Genomic DNA, 19,622 nt, shown 5'->3' on the forward strand with positions numbered 1-19,622 from the left:
CTCGCGCGCCAGGACCACCGGCCGGACGGCCGAGGGCGCACCGGGAACCAGCGCCGGAAGCTCGCGCATCAGCTCAACACCGCCAGCCGGTAGTCCTCATCGGCCACCAGGTCCGCGTGCGCCCCGGAAGCGACCACGACCCCGTCGGCCAGGAACACCACCCGGTCCGCCGCCGCCGGCAGCGCGGGGCTGGTCGCCACCACGATCGTGGTGCTCCCGGCCCGCACCCGCCTGATCCCGGCGGCCAGCGACACCTCCGTCACCGCGTCCACCGCGGTCGTCGGGTCGTGCACGACCAGCACCGGGGGCGCGGCGGCCAGCGCGCGGGCCAGCGCGACCCGCTGCCGCTGCCCGCCGGACAGGGACCGGCCGCGCGCCGAGACCGCCGTGTCCAGCCCGTCGGGCAGGGCGCGTGCCACGTCGTCGATGCGCGCAGCGGCCATCGCCTCCGCCACCAGCGGACCGCCGGCGGCCACGTTCTCGCGCACGGTGCCCTCGAACAGGTCCGCGTCGTGCGCGGCGACCAGCACCGCCGAGCGCCGCGCCGCCCCCTCCAGCCCGGCCAGCGGCACGCCGTCCAGGGTGACCGACCCGGCGACGGGGTCGACGTCGCGCGCCAGCACGGCCAGCAGCGACACCGCGTCGGCCGGGTCGCGGGCCACCACGCCCAGCAGCTCACCGGCCTCGGCGGTCAGCGAGACCCCGCGCAGCGTCCCGGACACCACGTCCACCAGCTCCACCCGACCGCGCACCGGGTCGGGCGGCGGGGCGGAGCCGGGCGGCACGGCGGGCGGCGCGGCCAGCACCTCGCCGATCCGGGCGGCCGAGGCGCGGCCCTGGGCGAGCAGCCCGGTGACCCAGGAGAAGACCGACAGCGGCCACAGCAGGAACTGCGCCAGCCCGACCGCGGCCACCAGCTGGCCGACGGTGATCGAGCCCGCGGCGGCCAGCCGGCCGCCGACCAGGGCGACGACCGCGAGGAAGGTGCCGGTCAGCGCGAGCACCGAGCCGTCCAGCCAGGCGCGCGACCGGGCGGCCCGGATCGCGGCGGCCGTGGACGACCGGCTGGTGCGCCGGTAGCGGTGGGCGGCGGTGGCCTCGGCGCCGATGCCCTTGAGCGCCCGCAGCCCGGCGACCAGGTCGGCGGCGACGCCCGAGGCGAGCGCGGCCCGGTCCTGCTCGGCGTCGCTGCGCCGTTCGAGCGGTTTGCCGAGCAGGTGGGTCGCCAGCAGCAGCACCGGCGCGGCCACCAGCACGAGCAGGCCGAGCACGAGCGACACCCGCAGCAGCGCCACCGCGCCCACCAGCAGGCCCACCACCGCGGCGAACGCGGTCGGCAGCGCCAGGTTCACCTGGCCCACGCGCTGGGCGTCGCCGGTGGCGATGGCGGCCAGCTCGCCGGACAGCCTGCCGCCGACCCCGCCGTCGGCGGCCAGCACGCGGGTGGCCAGCCGGGTGCGCAGGTCGTGGGCCGCGCGGTGCGAGGCGGCTTCGCTGAACCGCAGGCAGAGCCGGAAGCTCAGGGACAGCACGAGGAACACGGCGGCCAGCACGCCGATCCACAGCGCGAGCCGCCCGCCCGCGCCGGTGCGCACGGCCTCGTCGACCACCACGCCGATGATCAGCGGGACGGCGGCCTCGCCCGCCTGGTAGGCCGCACCCAGCAGCGAAGCGGCGATCACCGACCTCCGTTGACCGGTCACGGCCTCTTCGAGGATGGTTTTCACCCCTGCGCCCACCTTCCGCTATTTCTCAGGTGAGGCTAGCCTAACGAGCGAAGAGGTCTGGATCACTCCCGCCGCGCGCGAACTTAGGTTAGGGTAACCAAAGTTCGATCATCCCTGTTGTCGCACCGATGGGACAGCCATGCCACAACCACCGGTCTTCGACCTCCTCGGCGTCGGCTTCGGGCCCTCCAACCTGGCCCTCGCGATCGCCGTCACCGAGCACAACGCGTCCGCTGGGGTCGGAGACGTGGTGACCGCCCACTTCCTGGAACGGCAGCCCCGGTTCGGCTGGCACCGCGGGATGCTCCTGGACGACGCGACCATGCAGGTGTCGTTCCTCAAGGACCTGGTGACGCTGCGCAACCCCAGCAGCAGCTTCTCCTTCCTCAACTACCTGCACGGCAAGGGCAGGCTGGTCGACTTCATCAACCACAAGAACCTCTTCCCGCTGCGCGTGGAGTTCCACGACTACTTCGAGTGGGCCGCCGGCCGGGTGGACGACCTGGTGTCCTACGGCCACGACGTGGTGGCCGTGCGACCGGTGACCGAGGGCGGCGTGGTGACGCACTTCGACGTCACCTCCCGCACCGCCACCGGCGAGGTGGAGGTGCGCCGGGCCCGCAACCTGGTGCTGGCCACCGGCCTGCGGCCCGCGCTGCCCGACGGCGTGCTGCCCTCCGACCGGGTGTGGCACACCCGCGACTTCCTGCACCGGGTGGAGTCGCTGGTCGACCCCAAGCGCCTGGTGGTCGTCGGCGCCGGGCAGAGCGGCGCGGAGGTCACCGCCCACCTGCACGAGCGGTTCCCCGGCGCCGAGGTGTGCGCGGTGTTCGCCCGCTACGGCTACAGCCCGGCCGACGACAGCTCGTTCGCCAACCGGATCTTCGACCCCGCCGCGGTCGACGACTACTTCGCCGCGCCCGAGCCGGTCAAGCGGATGCTGATGGACTACCACGCCAACACCAACTACGCGGTGGTCGACAACGACCTGATCGCCGAGCTGTACCGGCGCGTGTACCGGGAGAAGGTGCTCGGCGCGCCGCGGCTGCGGCTGTTCAACCTGTCCCGCGTCGCCGAGCTGCACGACGACGAGCCGGGCCTGCGGGTCACCGTGGAGTCGCTGTCCAGCGGGCAGCGGGAGGTGCTGGAGGCCGACGCGGTCGTCTACGCCACCGGCTACCGCGAGGCCGACCCGACCGCGCTGCTGGGCGAGCTGGCCGACCGCTGCGACCGGGACGAGGCGGGCCGGCCGGTCGTGGACCGCGACTACCGCATGCGGACCGACCCGGCCGTGTCCGCCGGCCTGTACCTCCAGGGCGGCACCGAGCACACCCACGGCATCTCGTCGTCGCTGCTGTCCAACACCTCGGTGCGGGTGGGGGAGATCCTCCGGTCCGTGCTCGACCACCGACCCGCGGTCGTCCCCGCGCACCCCGAGTTCGCGATCAGCCTGCCCGGCCTGGGCTGAACCGCCCGCGGTGGAGTGAACGCAGCAGACCGACCGCAGTGGACCGAACCGCCCGACCCCGACCGGAGGACCCGACCGTGACCAACCCCTTCGACGACCCCGAGGGCAGCTTCCACGTCCTGGTCAACGACGAGGAGCAGCACTCGCTGTGGCCGTCGTTCGCCGAGGTCCCGGCCGGCTGGACCAGCCGGTTCGGCCCGGACACCCGCGAGGCGTGCCTGGCCTACGTGGAGGAGCACTGGACCGACCTGAGGCCGCTCGGCCTGCGCGGCTGAGCGGGGCGCGCGTCACGCCCGCGAGACGGTGGGACCCGCGGGCGGGGGTGCTGCGGGCCCGGATCCTGCGGGCGCGGGTGCCGCGGGCGTGGGGCGCAGCACCAGGAGCACGAAGCCCAGCACGCCGCGGTAGCCGCCGAGCCAGGTCTCGCGGTGTGCCGCCGCCCTGCGCAGGGCCTGGTCGCGGTCCGGGTGCCCGGGGTGGTCCAGCGCCCACCGGTTCAGCGAACCGACCCAGGACCACTCGTACTCGTCCCACTCCGCCAGGGTGCTGACGTGCCCGTGCACCGGCGTCCACCCGTCGTCGACCACGTGCGACACCGTGGTGGGCAGGTCGGCGTAGCGCTGCGGCCCGCTCTCCATCTCCGCCCGGACGGCCGGGTCGGGCTCGCGCTCCCAGAAGCAGTCGCCCAGCACGAGCACGCCGTCCTCGGCGAGGTGGCGCCGGGCGGCGGCGAGCGTGGGCGCCAGGCCGCCGAAGGCGTAGGCCGCGCCGATGCTGAGCACCACGTCGGCCGGCCGCGGCGACTCGTACGCCGCCACGTCCTGCCGGCGCAGCTCCAGCCGGTCCGCCACACCCGCCCGCGCGGCCAGTTCCCGGGTGCGGTCGAACCCCTCGTCGGAGACGTCCACGCCCACGGCCGTGACACCGGGGTTGGCCTCCAGCGCGCGCAGCAGCCACGCGCCCTCGCCGCAGCCCAGGTCCAGCACGTGCGCGTCCGGGCGGCGGATCGCGTGGTGCAGCAGCCGTTGCGCGGTGCCCTCGCCGACCGGCGCGGCTATCGGGTGGTCGGCGTGCGCCAGGGCGCTGAGTTGGATTCGTTCCACGGTCGACTGCTACCACGGTTCGGCCGGGTTGGATAACCGATCGACCCGCCGGCGGGCGGCCACTACCTTCCGCCCCTGCACGACGCCCGGTACGGCTGGTCCCGCGACGACGACTTCCTCCGCTCGGCGGGCGACTCGGCGAGTTCCTGGTCGTCGCGCACCGGAACCGCCCCTGAAGCGACCTTCAGGATCCGCCGCGCCGACCGTGCGCAGTGCGGCCATGCTGGAACACCGGTCACGTTCGCCGCGGAGGCAGGTCACGCTGATCGCCGCCGTGCCGGTGACCGCGGTGGCGGTGCTCGCCGCGGTGTTCCTGGAAAACCAGGGCACGAGGCTGGAGGCCGCGCCGCTGCGGGAGACGATCATGCGCGTCACCGCGCACGTCGAACCGGGCGGTGCGACCGGGGCGCACGTGCCGGACCCGGTGCGCCGGCGGCACTGCGTCAACGAGGCCAGCCGCGTCGAGTCGGGTCTCCTCAGGACCGAGGACCTCGTCCTGGGCCCGGAGGAGGTGATCCGCCTCGGCGCCGCGTACCACTCCGTCTCGTACGTGCCCGAGTTGTCGCTGTGGCCCTTCACCGACCCCTACGGCATCCGGCACACCCGCGTGTTCGCCTCGGACGGGGAGCTCGGCCCGCTGCCGATGCCGCAGGAGAGCAGGAGGGTCGACCCGAAGGCCCTCGACGAGGTGGTCGTGAGCGCCGGCGACAACGCGGCGGAGGTGCGGAACCGGCTCGCCCAGGCACAGCGGTCCCTCAACCAGCGGGTGCTGCTGCTGATCGGGTTGTTCGCGGTGGTGGTGTGGGTGGCGACGGGGCGGGTGTTGCGCCCGGTGGAGGCGATCCGCCGCGAGATGGCCGACATCACCGAGCACGACCTGTCCCGGCGTGTTCCGGTGCCCCGCACGCGCAATGAAATCGCGGAGCTGGCGGGCACGGTCAACGCGACCCTGGACCGGTTGGAAACGGCGCTGCTGGGCAACCTGCTCGACAACGCCCGCACCCGGGACACCGGCGGCACCCTCCGCGCCACCCCGGACGGCCCCGGCGCGCGACTGGTCGCGACCCTCCCCCTGGCCCCGCAGGACCGGGCACAACCGATCCACAACAGGCACCCCCTACCAATGTCCGCGCAAGGTGAGCAGACCGAGGGGGACAGGACCGATGATGCGTTGGGCAGTGGTGGGGACCGTGTCGGCCGCGGTGGCGCTGGGGGTCGCGCCCGCGGCCGTGGCCGGCGGTGCGTGCGAGGTGGGGATCGCCGACACGAAGGTCTACGAGGGGACCAAGGAGGGCGCCAAGGTCAAGATGGTGTTCACGGTGACCGCGACGCCGGGCTGCACCGGCGCGGTCGGGTTCCGGACCGTCGACGCGGGCGGTGAGGGCTGGGCGAGCACCCCGGCGGACTACGAGGCCGTCGACACCGTGCTCCAGGTCGTCGACGGGAAGGCCGAGCAGGCGCAGGTGTGGGTGGTGCCGGACCAGGCGACCGAACCGGACGAGAAGGTGCAGGTCCAGCTGCACGACGGGAAGGGGCTGACCGTCGCCCGCCCGGACGCCGTCGGCACGATCCTCGACGACGAGGGCCTGGTCCTCGAACCGCACGGCGGGAGGATCTACTGGGACGTCGACCGGCAGTACGTCGAGGTGCCCGCGGGGATCAACGCGATCGCCCGGGTCCCGATCACCGCCCGCTTCCGCACCGCGGACGGCACGGCCGTGGGCGGGACGCACTACGTGCCCGTGCCGGACGGCGTGATCACCTTCGCGGAGGGGGCGGACGGCGCGGTCGTCCGGGTCCCGCTGCTGCCGGGGGCCGCGGCGGACCCGGGCGCGTACTTCGTCGTCGAGGTGTTCGACCCCTCGGCGGGCACCGTCGGCACGCCCCGGGTGGTCGTGCCGGTGACGCCCTGAACGGGAAGCCGGAAAGAAGTTCCGCCGGCGATGTCGAGAACCCCGGTGCGGCTCCGTCCCCGTGGTGAACGCGACCACAATGGGCCGCGCACCGGCACCGAGGAGAACCACGATGGCCAAGTACCTGCTGCTCAAGCACTACCGCGGCGCCCCGGCGGCGGTCAACGACGTGCCCATGGAGCAGTGGACGCCCGAGGAGGTCTCGGCCCACGTGCGGTACATGCGCGAGTTCGCGGCCAGGCTGGAGGCGACCGGCGAGTTCGTCGACGGCCAGGCGCTCGCCCCGGAGGGCACGTTCGTCCGGTACGACGGCGAGGGGCGGCCGCCGGTGACCGACGGGCCGTTCGCCGAGACCAAGGACCTCATCGCCGGCTGGATGGTGATCGACGTCGACAGCTACGAGCGCGCCGTCGAGCTGGCCGGTGAGCTGTCGGCCGCGCCGGGCGCGGGCGGGAAGCCGATCCACGAGTGGCTGGAGCTGCGCCCGTTCTACGCCGCGCCGCCCACCATCACGGAGTGACGACCCGAATGGACGAGGCCCTGGTCCGGAGCCTCACGCCGAGCGTGCTCGGCATCCTCGTCCGCCGCGGAGCCGACTTCGCGGCGGCCGAGGACGCCGTGCAGGACGCGCTGGTCGAGGCGGTCCGCACCTGGCCCGCCGACCCGCCGCGCGACCCGAAGGGCTGGCTGGTCGCGGTGGCCTGGCGCCGGTTCCTCGACGCGACCCGGGCGGACACCGCCCGCCGCAGGCGCGAGGACTCCCTCGACGGGGAACCGGCGCCCGGTCCCGCGCCCGGCGTGGACGACACGCTCCAGCTCTACTTCCTGTGCGCCCACCCGTCGCTGACGCCGTCGTCCGCGGTCGCGCTCACCCTGCGCGCCGTCGGCGGGCTGACCACCGGCCAGATCGCCCGGGCCTACCTGGTGCCCGAGGCGACCATGGCGCAGCGCATCAGCCGGGCCAAGCGCACCGTCTCCGGCGTGCGGTTCGACCGGCCCGGGGACGTCGCCACCGTGCTGCGCGTCCTCTACCTGGTGTTCAACGAGGGCTACTCCGGCGACGTCGACCTGGCCGCCGAGGCCATCCGGCTCACCCGGCAGCTCGCGGCCGCGATCGACCACCCGGAGCCCGCGGGGCTGCTCGCCCTCATGCTGCTCCACCACGCCCGGCGCGCGGCCCGGACCGCCCCCGACGGCAGCCTGGTGCCGCTGGCCGAGCAGGACCGCGGCCGGTGGGACACCGGGGCCATCGCCGAGGGCGTCGCGATCCTCCAGGCGGCCCTGGCCCGCGACCGGCTCGGCGAGTTCCAGGCCCAGGCCGCCATCGCGGCGCTCCACGCCGACGCGCCCACCGCCGAGGAGACCGACTGGGTGCAGGTCGTCGAGTGGTACGACGAGCTGGTGCGCCTGACCGGCAGCCCGGTCGTCCGGCTCAACCGCGCGGTGGCCGTGGGGGAGGCCGACGGCCCGCGCGCCGGCCTGGCCGCGCTCGCGGCGCTGGACGACTCGCTGCCCCGGTACGCCGCGGTGGCGGCGCACCTCCACGAACGCGACGGTGACCTGGCGACGGCGGCACGGCTGTACGTCGAGGCGGCCCACAAGGCGCCCAACCTGGCCGAGCGCGCCCACCTGACGCGCCAGGCGGCGCGGCTCAACGGGCGCTCGGGGAGGTGACGCGAACCGGGCTGAAGCGCTCTTCAGGGTTTCCCGCGCCGCTGCTGCATAGTGGGCCCCATGCGGGTACCGGTGGTGGGGACCGATCGTCGGTTGCGGACGAAGGTGACGCTGGTGGCCACCGCCACGCTCGCGCTGCCCGTCCTGGTCCTCGCGGTCGTGATCGCCTCCTACCTGCGCGACGAGGCGATGCGGTCCAGCGCCGCCACGGAAGGCGCCGGCACGCTCTGCGTCCACGGGATGGTGACGAGCGAGTCACCCCCGGGGCACCTGCGGGTGGACACCGCGGCGGACTGGGACGTGGAGTGCTCCAGGGTCCGCCACGTCGACATGCAGGCCGAGGTGACCGACCTCGCCGCCCTCGGGAACACCGCCGACGAGGACCGGGACGTCGTCTGCGCCGCCGACTACGAACTGGTCAGCCAGGTGCCGCTGCTGTCGCTGTGGCCCTTCACCGACCCGACGACCGTCGGGTACGCCCAGGTCGACTCGCCGGGGCAGGAGGAGCACGCGCGCCTCTACAAGCTGATGCCCGTCCAGCGCGAGAGGTTCACCGCGATGCAGCGCGACCTCAACCGGCAGGTCTTCCTCCTGGCCGGCGGGGCGTTGTCGCTGATCGGGTTGTTCGCGGTGGTGGTGTGGGTGGCGACGGGGCGGGTGTTGCGCCCCGTCGAAGCGATCCGGCGGGAGATGGCCGACATCACCGAGCACGACCTGTCCCGGCGTGTTCCGGTGCCCCGCACGCGCAATGAAATCGCGGAGCTGGCGGGCACGGTCAACGCGACCCTGGACCGGTTGGAAACGGCGATGGAGGACAACCGGCGCTTCGTCGCGGACGCCTCGCACGAGTTGCGCAGCCCCATCGCCGCGTTGCGCGCGGAGTTGGAGATCGCCAGCGCGCACCCCGGCCAGGCCGACTGGCCGGCGGTGGTCGACGCGGCCCTGGCCGACACCCACCGCCTCCAGCAGTTGGCCACCGACCTGCTCCTGCTGGCCCGCCTGGACCACGCCACCGGTCACGACGACGCCGTCGACCTGACCGAACTCGTGCACGACCACACCGACCGCCGCCGCACCCACCACACCCTCAGCGTCGACCTGCCCGACCACCCGGTACCCGTGCGCGGCAGCCACGTCCTGCTGGACCGCCTGCTGGGCAACCTCCTGGACAACGCCGAACGCCACGCCACCACCACCGTCACCGTCCGCCTGGGCACCGAGAACGACCACGCGGTGCTGGAGGTCCTCGACAACGGCCCCGGCATCCCGCCCGAGGACCGCGAACGGGTCTTCGACCGCTTCACCCGCCTCGACGACGCCCGCACCCGCGACACCGGCGGCACCGGCCTGGGCCTGCCCATCGCCCGCCGCATCGCCACCAACCACCGCGGCACCCTCCGCGCCGACCCCGGCGGCACCGGCGCACGCCTCGTCGCGACCCTGCCCCTGGCGAGGTGACGGGAGCCCGCATCAGGCCGGTTCCACCACGACCTCCGCGACCTCCCCGACCCCCGCCCGCGCGCGAAGACGCGCCGCCGCCGCCCGGTGCCGGTCCGCCGCGACCGGGTCGCCGCGCCGCAGCCACAGCTCGCCCAGGTCCCGGTGCAGGTGCGCCTCCTCGTGCCGGTCGGGGACGCGCTCCCGGATCGCCAGGGCCGCCTCCAGGTGCTCGCGGGCGGCGTCCAGGTCGCCCGCCAGCAGGTGCCCGCGCCCCAGGTGGCCCAGCGTGCAAGCCTCGCCGTGGCGGTCGCCGACCTCGCGGCTGACGGCCAGCGCGCGCTCGAAGCAGGCCAGGGCCAGGTCGGGGCGGCCGAGGTCGAGGTGGGCGATGCCGATGTCCAGCCTCGTCTCCTGCTCCAGCCAGCGGTCCCCGATGTCGAGGCTGATGGCCAGGGCCCGGTCGAAGTGGACGAGCGCCCGCTCGGGGTCGCCGACGCCCAGGCACGCCTCGCCCAGGGTGTCCAGGGTGCCCGCCTCCAGCCGGGCGTGGCCCAGCTCGCGGAACCGGGCCAGGGCCTGCGCCAGCGGGGCGAAGGCCGACCCGGCGCGGCCCATCCGGACATAGGTGTTGCCCAGGTTCCGCTGGGACAGCGCCGTGCCCAGCGCGTGCCCGGCGGCCGCGCAGCGCGCCACGGCCAGGTGGTGGGCGGCCACCGCCTCGTCGAAGCGGCGCAGCTCGGTGTAGATGTTGGCCACGTTGTTGTGGACGTGCCCCTGCCCCGGCACGTCGTCGACGGCGCGGGCCAGCTCCAGCGCCCGCTCGTTGGCGGCCAGCGCCTCGGGCAGCCTGCGGGTCATGGAGTAGGCCACGCCCAGGGCGCGCAGCATCTCCGCCTCGGCGGCCGGGTCGCCCAGCTCGGCCGCCGCGCCGGCGCCCTCCCGGCACAGCTCGACCCGCTCCTGCCAGTGGCCGGTGGCGTCGTAGAAGCTGGTGAGCAGGTAGGTCAGCTGCCAGGTGGCGGTGAGGTGACCGGCCGCCCTGGCCTGCCGCACCACCGGCACCAGGTTGGCCCGCTCGGCCTCCAGGAACGCCAGCGCGGCCTGCTTGCGGCCCGCGAACGGCAGCTCGGCCGGCGGGTGGCGCACGGTCGGGGTGACCAGGCCGCGGGCCGGGTCGAGCAGCCGGTTGGCCGCGTCCGCCACGGCCAGGTACCAGTCCACCAGGCGGTCGGCGGTGTCGCCGGGGTCGCCGGCGCGCAGCCGCCCGCGGGCGAACTCGCGGATGAGGTCGTGGAACCGGTAGCGGTCCGCGCCCGCGGCGGTGACCAGGTGCGAGGCCGCCAGCTCGCCCACCGCGCGCCTGCCCTCGCCGGGCGGCAGCCCGCACAGCGCCGCGCCGAGGTGGGTGCTGAACGTGGGGCCCGGGTGCAGCCCGAGCCGGTCGAACACCCGCCCTGTCCGCTCGGCCAGCGGTGCGCACGCCCCGGCCAGCACGGTCCGCACCGTGCGCGAGTCGCCGTCGACGACCAGGCCGTCCAGCCGGCCCGCCCCGGTCAGCTCGGCGGCGAACTCGGCGATCGCGTGGGCGGGCTCCCCGACCAGCCGGGCCGCGGCGATGCGCAGGGCCAGGGGCATCCCGCCGCACAACCGCGCCAGCCGGGCCGCCGCGTCGGCCTCCCGGCCCACCCGGTCGTCGCCGACCACGCCGCGCAGCAGGGCCAGCGCCTCCTCCTCGCCCAGCGCGTCGACCACGACCACGCGGGTGGCGTGCCGGGCGGCCAGCCCGGCCATGGTCCGGCGGCTGGTGACCACCAGCAGGTTCCCGTCGCCGCCGGGCACCAGCCGGGCGACGTCCTCGACGCCGCCCGCGTTGTCCAGCACCACCAGGCACCGCCTGCCGTGCAGCAGCGAGCGGTACAGCGCGGCCCGCTCGTCCGTGCCGCCGGGGATGCGGTCGTCGGGCACGTCCAGGCCGCGCAGCAGGTGCGCCAGCGCGTCGTGCGCGCCCACCGCCCGCTCCGGGTCGTGCCCGCGCAGGTCCAGGAACAGCTGCCCGTCGGGGAAGCGGTCGACCACCCGGTGGGCCCACTGCACGACCAGCGACGTCTTGCCCATGCCCGCGGGACCGGTGACCACCAGGACCGGGGGTTCGTCGGGTGCGCCCAGGGCCGCGTCCAGGGCGGCCAGCTCCCCGGCGCGGCCGGTGAAGTGCCCGACCCGGGCCGGCAGCTGCCGGGGCAGCACGACGGGTGCGGCGGCGGGTGCGGTGGTGGCGGGTGGCGGGTCCAGGTCGGGGTCGCGGCGCAGGATCGCGGTGTGCAGCCCGGCCACCTCGGGACCGGGGTCCACGCCGAACTCCTCGGCCAGGGTGTGCCGCAGCCGCCCGTACGCCTCCAGCGCGTCGGTGTGCCTGCCGCAGCGGTACAGGGCCAGCATGTGCAGGCGGACCAGGCGCTCCCGGGTGGGGTGCCCGGCCAGCAGCCGCGGCAGCTCCAGCACGGCCGCCTCGTGCCCGCCGGAGCCGAGTTCGGCGTCCCACAGGTCCTCGACCGCGGTCAGCCGCAGCTCGTGCAGGCGCTCGACCTCCCGCTCACCCCACCCCACCAGCCCGGTGCCCGCGAACGGCTCGCCGCGCCACAGCTCCAGCGCCGACCGCAGCGTGCGCGCGGCGAGGCCGGGCGCACCCGCGGCCAGGTCGCGCCGGGCGGAGGCGACCAGGTCGGCGAAGCGGTGCGCGTCGACCCGGTCGGCGGGCAGGTCGAGCACGTAGCCGGGCTCGCTGGTGCGCAGCACCGGCGGCGCGCCGCACGCGGCCAGCGCCTGCCGGATGCGGGCGACGTGGCTGTGCAGCGTGCGCAGCGCGGTGCGCGGCGGGTCCTCGCCCCACAGCACGTCCACCAGGCGGTTGGCGGGCAGCACCACGCCCGCGTGCAGCGCGAGCACCCCCAGCACGGCCCGCTGCCGGGCGCCCGACAGCGCGGCGGGGCCGACCGGTCCGACCGCGGTCACCGGGCCCAGCACGCCCACCTCGCACGCCGCGGGCGAGCCCGTCACGTCATCCCCTCCTCCGGCCCCCGCGAGGGCCACAACCGCGGCACAACAGGCCGACAACGCCGTCTCCGTAGACCTGTGGCAGTCCGGCGGGGCAGCCCCGCCGGCCGACCGGGAGAGGAACTCCGATGAGAACACACCTGCGTCCTCGTTCGAACCCCCTCTGGCGCTACTTCCTGCCCGTGCTGACCGCCGTCGCCATGGCCGCGTCGACGGTGCCGGGCCAGGCCGTCGCCGACACCGCCGCGGTGCCCGAGGACGCCGACCACGGCGCACCGGAGGTGCCGGACCCGCTGCGGGGCGAACCGCAGGCGCTGGCCCTGGCCCAGGACGTCGACCAGGCGTTCCGGTACTCGCTGGCGGTCGTGGCCGCCGACCCGACCCGGGTGTTCCCGGAGGGCACCGTGGAGGCCGACCTCCAGCGCGGCCTGGGCACCCTGCCCGCCGACCGGCTGGCGACCACCAGCCGCGGCGCCCAGGCCGTGCTCGCCGACCCGGCCACCCGGGTGGCCGAGTTCGGCCGCTACGGCCGGATCGACCCGCGGGAGTACGCGCGGCTCGGCTTCCGGGGCGCGTTCGACCCGCGCACCGCCCCCGTGGACTGGGCCGCGCTCAGCCGCGGCCTCCAGGCCCAGGCCGCGCAGGTCGAGGCCGACAGCGAGGTGGCGCACGAGCGGGCCATGGCCGTGGCCGCCGCCGAGGGCGTCGACCCCACCGCCGCCACGTCCCTGGTCAAGTCGGTGACCCTGCGGATCAGCTCGGTCAAGGCCGTGCAGGAGACCTCCTGGGAGCCGGGACCGGACGAGATCGCCATGGGCGGGGTCAACGTCGACCACGGGGGCGCGTCGAAGAAGGTCGACCAGTTCTGGGTGAGCCAGCACTTCAACACCGGTGAGATCGTGGTCTACGACGCGCCCGGCCTGGCGTTCGCCAAGCACGACGTCAGCGGCACCGACCCGTCCGCGCCGCTGACGTTCACCAGCACCGTCATGATCGCCGAGAAGGACTTCGGCGGGTTCGGCGACGCCATCGACGCCGCGTGGGCGAAGGTCGCCGACATCGTGGCCGACGCCATCGCGCAGGGCGTCGGGCTCGTGCTCACGCCCTACCTGGGCAAGCTGATCGCGTCCCTGATCGGCAAGGCCGTGGCCTGGCTGTTCAAGGTCTTCGTCGAGTGGTTCGTCAAGCTGGTCAAGGACGAGGTGTTCAAGCCCGTCGTGCTGACCAAGACGATCCCGCACCGCTACGCGTACATGTTCGACAACGACAAGGTCGCCGGCTGGGACGACCTGCGCACCGACACGGTGTCGCTGTGGTTCAACGCCTTCGGCGGCAGCTACCGGGTGAACGCGCACTGGCGCCTGCACGTCTGACCCCCGGTGCTCCCGACGCGCCGGCCGCCTCCCGCGGCCGGCGCGTCAGCCGCGCGCGGTGAGCAGGAACGCGGGGGACGACCAGTAGTCGTGCAGCGGGGTGGTCCGCACGTCGGTGAAGCCCGCGCGCCGGACCTGCTCCGCCCACCGGGACGCGGGCTGCTCCCAGGTGGCGCGGGTCGCGCCGGGCACCAGCTGACCGGTCAGCACCGGCATCAGGAAGCCCTGCGCGACCAGCCGGCGGTCGGCGCCGTACTCGGCCAGGCCGCGCTCGTAGGTCTCGGCGAGGAACCGGCGGTGCGCGGGCCCCGCGTGCGGCACGTCCGGCACGTCGAACTCGACCACCGCGAGCACCCGGACGTGCGGCGCCAGCTCGGCGAGCACGCCGTCGCGCGCCTCGTGCGGCAGGGTGTGCAGGGCGAACGTGGACTGGGCGACGTCGAACACCGCGCCGTCCGGGAGCCCGGCCGCGAACTCCTCGACCCCGGTGCGGTGGGCGGTGGCCCCGGGCAGGTCGCGCAGCGCCGCGTCGAGCAGCGCGGCGGAGGGCTCGACCAGGGTGACGGCCGTCGGGGCGTGGGGGCGGGCGAGGGCGGGGCGCAGCGCCCGGCCGTCACCGCACCCGATGTCGAGCAGGGTCGTCGGGCGGGCCTCGGCGTAGACCTCGCCCAGGGCCGCCACGACCGCCTCGTACAGGGCGGTGTTGCCGCCGCCGTTGACGAACGCCGCGAACGCCGCCGGCTGGTCGTAGACCGATCCGGGGCCCCGGTCGGCCGCCAGGTGCTCGGCCAGCGCCTCGGCCAGCGGCGAACCGCCGCCGTCGGCGATCTCCCGGGCCCGGGCGACGTCCCCGGCGGCCAGCGCGTCGAGCGCGTCGCTGATGTGCACGGGCCGATCCTGCCAGGTCCGGTCAGGCGGGCTGCGGGTGTTTCCGCGGGGCCGGCAGCAGCCACCGGATCGCGCCGGTGATGCCGTGACCGGCCAGGCGCACCGCGGTCCGCTCGGTCACCGGCAGGAGCGGCAGGCGCAGCGGCAGCCGGGTCCACGCGGGCAGCGACGCGACGGCGGCCGCGGCGAGGGCGGCGTAGGGGACCCGCGCGGCGATCGGGACCGGTGGGGTGAGCAGGAGGAAGCGGGCGGCGTCGCGGGCCTCCGGCGTGCCCCGCAGCTCCGGCCGGAACGCGTCGAGCCGGGCCTTGAGCTGTGCTGTGGTGGTCGGGGGGTTGCGCACGCCCAGCTCGGTGGCCACGCGGGCGGTGTCGGCGACGTAGCCGTCCTGGTCGGCGGGGGAGAGCTTGGCCGAGCCGTAGCGCTGGTGGCAGTGCAGGAAGCTGTCGACCTCGGCGAGGTGGACCCACTCCAGCAGGTGCGGGTCGTCGGCGCGGTAGGGCGTGCCGTCGCGGGCGGTGCCGCGGACGTGGGCGTGGATCCTGCGGACCCGGGCGACCGCGGCGGCGGCGTCGGTGGCGGTGCCGAAGGTGGTGACGGCCAGGAAGCCGCTGGTCCGCTGCAGGCGGCCCCACGGGTCGGCGCGGTAGTCGGAGTGGCCGGCGACGGCGGCCATGGCGAGCGGGTGGAGGGATTGGAGGAGGAGGGCGCGGAGGCCGCCGACGAACATGGCGGCGTCGCCGTGCACCCGGCGGATCGGGCGGTCGGGGGTGAACCAGCGGGGGCCGGGGGTGAGGTGGATGCGGTCCCGGACGGCCGGGCCGTCCGGCCCGGCGACCCGGCTGAAGACGACGGCGCCCAGGCGGCGGCGTACTTCGTCGGGGTTGAGCAGCTGGCGCAGGTCGTCCACGTCCACCGCCTTGTCCACCGCCTTCGGTTCGCACGTAGGGGTGAACTTTCCACACGTTCGTGTGATTCGTCGAGTGTTGGGGACGGTGGGGGTGTCGTGCGGGGGGCGGGGTCGGGTTGGTGGGGTCGGGTTGGTGGGGTCGGGCCGACCTTCGCGGCCCTGCTCGGTGCTGGCCCTGCTCGGTGCTGGCCCTGCTCGGTGCTGGCCCGACCCGACCCGACCCGCCCGGCCCGACCCGACCCGGCCCGCCCGGCCCGACCCGCCCGGCCCGGCCCAACTCACCCGGCCCGACCCACCCGGCTCGTCTGGCCCACTCGTCCGGCTCGTCTGGCCCGCTCGTCCGGCGCGACCCACCTGGCTCGCCTCTGACCAGGCTCATCTGGCCCGGCGCGAACCGGTTCGGGTTGGATGGGAGCGTGACCACGTTCGCGATCGTCGGCTCCGGCTGGCGTGCCGAGTACTTCTGGCGCCTGGCCGCCGCCCTCGACGACCTGACCTGCGTCGGTGTGGTGTCGCGCGCGCCCAAGGACCTGCCGGTGCCCGTGCACCTCTCCCTCGACGACTGCCTGCGCGCCAAGCCGGACTTCGTGGTCACCGCCGTGCCGTGGTCGGTCACGCCGGGCCTGGTCGTCGAGCTGGTCGAGCGCCGCGTCCCCGTCCTCGCCGAGACCCCGCCCGCCCCCGACCTCGACGGCCTGCGCGCCCTGTGGACCCGGGTCGGCGCCGGCGGTCTGGTGCAGGTCGCCGAGCAGTACACCCGGATGCCCGCCCACGCCGCCCGCATCGCCCTGGTCCGCGACGGCGTGATCGGCGAACCGACCCGCGTCGACGTCTCCTCGACCCACCAGTACCACGCCGTGTCGTTGATCCGGACCCTGCTGGGCACCGGGCGCGGCCCGGTCGAGGTCCGGGCCACCCGCCACACCGCGCCGCTCGCCGACCCGATCACCCGCTCGGGCTGGGCCGACCCGGTCGAGGTCAAGCAGGCCACCACGACCCTCGCCACGATCTCTTTCACCGGGCACGGCAAGCTCGGGGTCTACGACTTCACCGACAACCAGTGGCACAACCAGCTGCTCATGCGCCGCCTCCTGGTCCGGGGCACCACGGGGGAGCTGCGCGACCAGGAAGTCGTCCACCTGGCCGCCGACCGCACCATCACCCGCAACCCGCTGGTGCGCCGGCAGACCGGCTACGACCTCGACCTGGACGGCTTCGACACCGACCACATCACGTTCAACTCCCGGGTCCTCTACCGCAACCCCTACCAGGGGCAGCGGTGGAACGACGAGGAGATCGCCATCGCCACGCTCCTCCAGGACACCGCCGCCTGGGTCGCCGACGCCGGCCCCGAGCCGTACCCGCTGGCGGAGGGCATCCACGACCACCGCGTCGCCCTGGCCATCGCCGAGGCGGCCGATCGGGGCACGACGGTGGCGGTCACCGCCGAGCCCTGGTTCTGACCGCCTGATGACGAGGGCGTCGGGGCGGCCCCGGGGTTGCGCCCGGCCTCGGCCGACGGCTCCGGCCGGGCGCGTTCCGGTCAGCGCCTGGCAACCCGGGCCTCGGCCGCCTCGACCGCCTCCTCCACCGCGTCGTGCATCGGCAGCAGGCGGTCCATGGCGGTCAGCTCCAGCGACCGGCGAACGCTGCGGCCGGCCACCACGTGCACGGGCAGCCCACCGCGCTGCGCGCTGTACTCCCGGACGTGCGCGAGCGCCGCGATGCCGGACGAGGCGAAGAAGCTCACCTCGGAGAAGTCGAGCACGAGCGCGTCGACACCGCTGTCCAGCAGTTCGACGCAGCGCACGCGCAGGGTGTCGCTGTTGGCCAGGTCGATGTCGCCGACCAGCCGCAGCACGGTGACGGTGCCGCGGACATCGGTGCTGATCGTCGAGGAAGACGGGTTCGATTCGTTCACGTGCACATGATGCATCGTTACGGTTGGTCTTACCTGATGAACTGCCCGTAACTCTCCGTGCGTGTCGACTTGACCCTTGTCACGGAAAGTTTCTAGTGGTGGCAGGTTTAAAATTGTTTTACGCCTCTGAGCTGCGGCGAAAGATGTTTCTCTCTCCTGGGTGAACCGGTCCGGACGGGTGATGCGAATGTCCGGTCAGGAGGGAGGTCGTGCCGTGGTCGTACCGAGTCCGACTTCGGCCGAACTGCTTTGCCGACCGCTGTGGCGCATTTCGCCCGCCATCGGTTTGGGCCCGCCCCCGGACCGGTACCTGACCAGTGTCGGGCAGTTCGCGGGCACGACCCCCTGATCTCCGCACCAGCGGAGGCCGCCCGCGAGCAGCGGGTGTCAACCCGGTCACGGGCGCGGGCCGCGCCCGGCACGACCGGTGTGGTCTCCGCCGGCGGCGGTGGGACCGGCACCGGGCAGGCGGATCTGCCCGGTGCCCGGTTCTCCGGTCCGGGATGAGCGGCGGGCGGCGGGCCCGAGCGGCGAGCGGCGACCGGCGAACCCGAGCCCGCCCAACCAGCCACCGGCAACCGCCAGTGACCGCCAGCCGCCAGCAACCGACAGCCACCTCCAGCCACCTCCAGCCACCGGCAACCGACAGCCACCTCCAGCCGCTGGCAACCAACAGCCAACCGCAGCCCCGCGCGACCGGCGGTGAACCGCCACCCACCACCAGCCGTATCCGCAGTTGCCGGCCACCCACCCGCCGCTCACCGGCCCCGAAGCCCATTCCGCACGCGGAGGTGCACGTTGCGCATCACCCCGACGAGCACCACCCCGACCCGCCGGTGAGGCAGCGCCTCGGCACGGGCCTGGGCATCGCCGCCTTCCTGCTCGGCCTCTGGCAGTTGATGTCCCCGGTCGCCCTCGGCTACGGCCTCACCCCGGGCCCCGGCCCGGCCCCGCGCACCCTGGTCCGCGACGCCGTGCTGGCCGGCGCCGTCGTCGTGGTGGTCGCCCTGATCGGCATGATGGCCCCGCTGGACGGCCGGTGGCCGGGCCCGGTGCTGGTGCTGGCGGGCTGGTGGATCGCCGCCACCCCCTGGCTGTCCGGCGCCCGCACCACCGCCGCCACCCTCGTCAACGCCCTGGTCGTCGGCTGCGCGCTGACCCTCCTCGGCATCGCCCTGGCCCAGGTCGCCCGCCGGGCGGTCACACGGTCAGCACGAGCTTCCCCCGCACGTGCCCGGCGCCGCTGACCCGGTGCGCCTCCGCCGCGTCGGCCAGCGGGAACGTCGCGGCGATCGCGACGACCAGCCCGCCCCGCGCGGCCAGCTCCGCCAGCTCGGCCAACCGCCCGGCGTCCCGCTGCGACTCCCCGCTGAACGGGATGCCCCACTGCCCGGCGGCCGGGTCGGCGATGGTGACGATGCGGTCCGTGCCGCCGCGCAGCTCGATCGAGTCCGGCAGCGCGCCCCGGCCCGCGACGTCGAACACCGCGTCCACGCCCTCAGGTGCCAGCTCCCGCACCCGCTCGACCAGGCCGGGCCCGTAGGTGGTCGGCGTGGCGCCGAGCGCGGCCACGTGCTCCTGGTTGTCCGGCCCGGCGGTGCCGACGACCCGCGCGCCCGCCGCGACGGCCAGCTGCACGGCGATCGTGCCCACCGCGCCCGCCGCGCCGTGGACCAGCAGGGTCTCGCCCGCGCGCACGCCCAGTTGGCGCAGCACGCGGTCCGCGGTCTCGCCGGCGAGGGGCAGCGCGACGGCCTGCTCCCAGCCCAACCCCTCCGGCTTGGGCGCGAACGTGCTCAGCAGGGCCTGCTCGGCGTACCCGCCACCGTCCGCGAAGCCGAACACCGCGTCGCCCTCGGCCACGCCGGTGACGCCGGGGCCGACCGCGTCGACCTCGCCCGCGACCTCCAGGCCGAGGACGGTGGGCAGCTCCGTGGTGAACAGCGCCTCCATGGCGCCGGACCGCACCTTGCCGTCGAACGGGTTGACGCCCGCCGCGCGCACCCGCACCCGGACCTGGCCGGGACCCGGTTCCGGTGCGTCCACATCGGACAGCCGAAGCTCCTCCGGGCCGCCGAACCGCTCCAGCACTACCGCCTTCATCGTGACGTGCCTCCGTCGTGTGGCGTGCGTTCCCGATCTGCCACCCGAACG

The 19,622-nt window shown here is 75.1% G+C and carries 17 protein-coding genes; 10 read left to right on the plus strand and 7 right to left on the minus strand.

Going from position 1 to position 19,622, the window contains the following annotated elements; translation table 11 throughout:
- Positions 1-68: 68 nt before the first annotated feature.
- Positions 69-1,727 (minus strand): ABC transporter ATP-binding protein, encoded by a 1,659-nt coding sequence (locus EKG83_RS19045; protein WP_084716986.1) that lies wholly within the window; start codon positions 1,725-1,727, stop codon positions 69-71.
- A 139-nt stretch (positions 1,728-1,866) separates the two neighbouring features.
- Between EKG83_RS19045 and EKG83_RS19050 the strand changes: the two genes are divergently transcribed.
- Positions 1,867-3,195 carry a lysine N(6)-hydroxylase/L-ornithine N(5)-oxygenase family protein gene (locus tag EKG83_RS19050; RefSeq protein ID WP_033434403.1) on the plus strand — a complete coding sequence of 443 codons (1,329 nt, stop codon included), beginning with the start codon at positions 1,867-1,869 and terminating at the stop codon, positions 3,193-3,195.
- Positions 3,196-3,272: 77 nt separating this feature from the next.
- The gene (locus EKG83_RS19055) at positions 3,273-3,470 is read left to right on the plus strand and encodes an MbtH family protein (protein ID WP_033434436.1); all 198 of its coding nucleotides are present in this window, start codon (positions 3,273-3,275) and stop codon (positions 3,468-3,470) included.
- Between the two features lie 12 nt (positions 3,471-3,482).
- Here EKG83_RS19055 and EKG83_RS19060 read toward each other — a convergent pair whose 3' ends face one another.
- Complete coding sequence (locus tag EKG83_RS19060) at positions 3,483-4,298, minus strand: SAM-dependent methyltransferase (RefSeq protein WP_063741454.1); 816 nt, start codon at positions 4,296-4,298, stop codon at positions 3,483-3,485.
- 220 nt (positions 4,299-4,518) lie between these two features.
- On the opposite strand from EKG83_RS19060, the gene EKG83_RS47925 reads away from it, so the two are divergent.
- From EKG83_RS47925 to EKG83_RS19085, 5 genes are all read left to right on the plus strand, one after another.
- Positions 4,519-5,679: a HAMP domain-containing protein gene (locus tag EKG83_RS47925; RefSeq protein WP_228122693.1), complete on the plus strand. Its 1,161-nt coding sequence runs from the start codon at positions 4,519-4,521 to the stop codon at positions 5,677-5,679.
- Positions 5,606-6,211, plus strand: a complete 606-nt coding sequence (locus EKG83_RS46930) for a Calx-beta domain-containing protein (protein ID WP_194283037.1) — start codon at positions 5,606-5,608, stop codon at positions 6,209-6,211. The genes EKG83_RS47925 and EKG83_RS46930 overlap by 74 nt, the downstream gene beginning before the upstream one ends.
- Before the next feature lie 112 nt (positions 6,212-6,323).
- A complete protein-coding gene (locus EKG83_RS19075; protein ID WP_033434406.1) occupies positions 6,324-6,731 on the plus strand; it encodes a YciI family protein in 408 nt (135 codons plus the stop codon).
- Positions 6,732-6,739: 8 nt separating this feature from the next.
- The gene (locus EKG83_RS19080) at positions 6,740-7,885 is read left to right on the plus strand and encodes an RNA polymerase sigma factor (RefSeq protein WP_033434407.1); all 1,146 of its coding nucleotides are present in this window, start codon (positions 6,740-6,742) and stop codon (positions 7,883-7,885) included.
- A 114-nt stretch (positions 7,886-7,999) separates the two neighbouring features.
- Positions 8,000-9,343: a sensor histidine kinase gene (locus EKG83_RS19085; RefSeq protein ID WP_228122695.1), complete on the plus strand. Its 1,344-nt coding sequence runs from the start codon at positions 8,000-8,002 to the stop codon at positions 9,341-9,343.
- Positions 9,344-9,355: 12 nt separating this feature from the next.
- Here the strand turns inward: EKG83_RS19085 and EKG83_RS19090 are convergent, their stop codons facing one another.
- Positions 9,356-12,379, minus strand: a complete 3,024-nt coding sequence (locus tag EKG83_RS19090) for an AfsR/SARP family transcriptional regulator (protein WP_228122696.1) — start codon at positions 12,377-12,379, stop codon at positions 9,356-9,358.
- Between the two features lie 125 nt (positions 12,380-12,504).
- On the opposite strand from EKG83_RS19090, the gene EKG83_RS19095 reads away from it, so the two are divergent.
- Positions 12,505-13,749, plus strand: coding sequence for a hypothetical protein (locus tag EKG83_RS19095; RefSeq protein ID WP_153278216.1), 1,245 nt, complete (start codon positions 12,505-12,507; stop codon positions 13,747-13,749).
- Positions 13,750-13,794: 45 nt separating this feature from the next.
- On the opposite strand, the gene EKG83_RS19100 is transcribed toward EKG83_RS19095, so the two are convergent.
- Positions 13,795-14,637, minus strand: coding sequence for a class I SAM-dependent methyltransferase (locus EKG83_RS19100; protein WP_033434410.1), 843 nt, complete (start codon positions 14,635-14,637; stop codon positions 13,795-13,797).
- Positions 14,638-14,659: 22 nt separating this feature from the next.
- Entirely contained in the window at positions 14,660-15,565 is a 906-nt protein-coding gene (locus EKG83_RS19105; protein WP_228122698.1) for an oxygenase MpaB family protein, read from the minus strand.
- A gap of 398 nt (positions 15,566-15,963) precedes the next feature.
- Between EKG83_RS19105 and EKG83_RS19110 the strand changes: the two genes are divergently transcribed.
- The gene (locus tag EKG83_RS19110) at positions 15,964-17,010 is read left to right on the plus strand and encodes a Gfo/Idh/MocA family protein (protein ID WP_033435877.1); all 1,047 of its coding nucleotides are present in this window, start codon (positions 15,964-15,966) and stop codon (positions 17,008-17,010) included.
- 80 nt (positions 17,011-17,090) lie between these two features.
- On the opposite strand, the gene EKG83_RS19115 is transcribed toward EKG83_RS19110, so the two are convergent.
- Positions 17,091-17,468: an STAS domain-containing protein gene (locus EKG83_RS19115; protein ID WP_033435888.1), complete on the minus strand. Its 378-nt coding sequence runs from the start codon at positions 17,466-17,468 to the stop codon at positions 17,091-17,093.
- A gap of 791 nt (positions 17,469-18,259) precedes the next feature.
- Between EKG83_RS19115 and EKG83_RS19120 the strand changes: the two genes are divergently transcribed.
- Complete coding sequence (locus EKG83_RS19120) at positions 18,260-18,715, plus strand: SPW repeat protein (RefSeq protein ID WP_153278217.1); 456 nt, start codon at positions 18,260-18,262, stop codon at positions 18,713-18,715.
- Here the strand turns inward: EKG83_RS19120 and EKG83_RS19125 are convergent.
- The gene (locus EKG83_RS19125) at positions 18,669-19,571 is read right to left on the minus strand and encodes an NADP-dependent oxidoreductase (protein WP_033435879.1); all 903 of its coding nucleotides are present in this window, start codon (positions 19,569-19,571) and stop codon (positions 18,669-18,671) included. The genes EKG83_RS19120 and EKG83_RS19125 overlap by 47 nt on opposite strands.
- Positions 19,572-19,622 lie beyond the last annotated feature (51 nt).

The organism is Saccharothrix syringae, assembly GCF_009498035.1.
Lineage (GTDB): Bacteria > Actinomycetota > Actinomycetes > Mycobacteriales > Pseudonocardiaceae > Actinosynnema > Actinosynnema syringae.

Excerpts from the sequence above, each read along its gene's own strand:
- EKG83_RS19050 (WP_033434403.1), top strand. The coding sequence starts at position 1,867 with ATGCCACAACCACCGGTCTTCGACCTCCTCGGCGTCGGCTTCGGGCCC.
- EKG83_RS47925 (WP_228122693.1), top strand. The coding sequence starts at position 4,519 with ATGCTGGAACACCGGTCACGTTCGCCGCGGAGGCAGGTCACGCTGATC.
- EKG83_RS46930 (WP_194283037.1), top strand. The coding sequence starts at position 5,606 with ATGGTGTTCACGGTGACCGCGACGCCGGGCTGCACCGGCGCGGTCGGG.
- EKG83_RS19075 (WP_033434406.1), top strand. The coding sequence starts at position 6,324 with ATGGCCAAGTACCTGCTGCTCAAGCACTACCGCGGCGCCCCGGCGGCG.
- EKG83_RS19080 (WP_033434407.1), top strand. The coding sequence starts at position 6,740 with ATGGACGAGGCCCTGGTCCGGAGCCTCACGCCGAGCGTGCTCGGCATC.
- EKG83_RS19095 (WP_153278216.1), top strand. The coding sequence starts at position 12,505 with ATGAGAACACACCTGCGTCCTCGTTCGAACCCCCTCTGGCGCTACTTC.
- EKG83_RS19125 (WP_033435879.1), bottom strand. The coding sequence starts at position 19,571 with ATGAAGGCGGTAGTGCTGGAGCGGTTCGGCGGCCCGGAGGAGCTTCGG.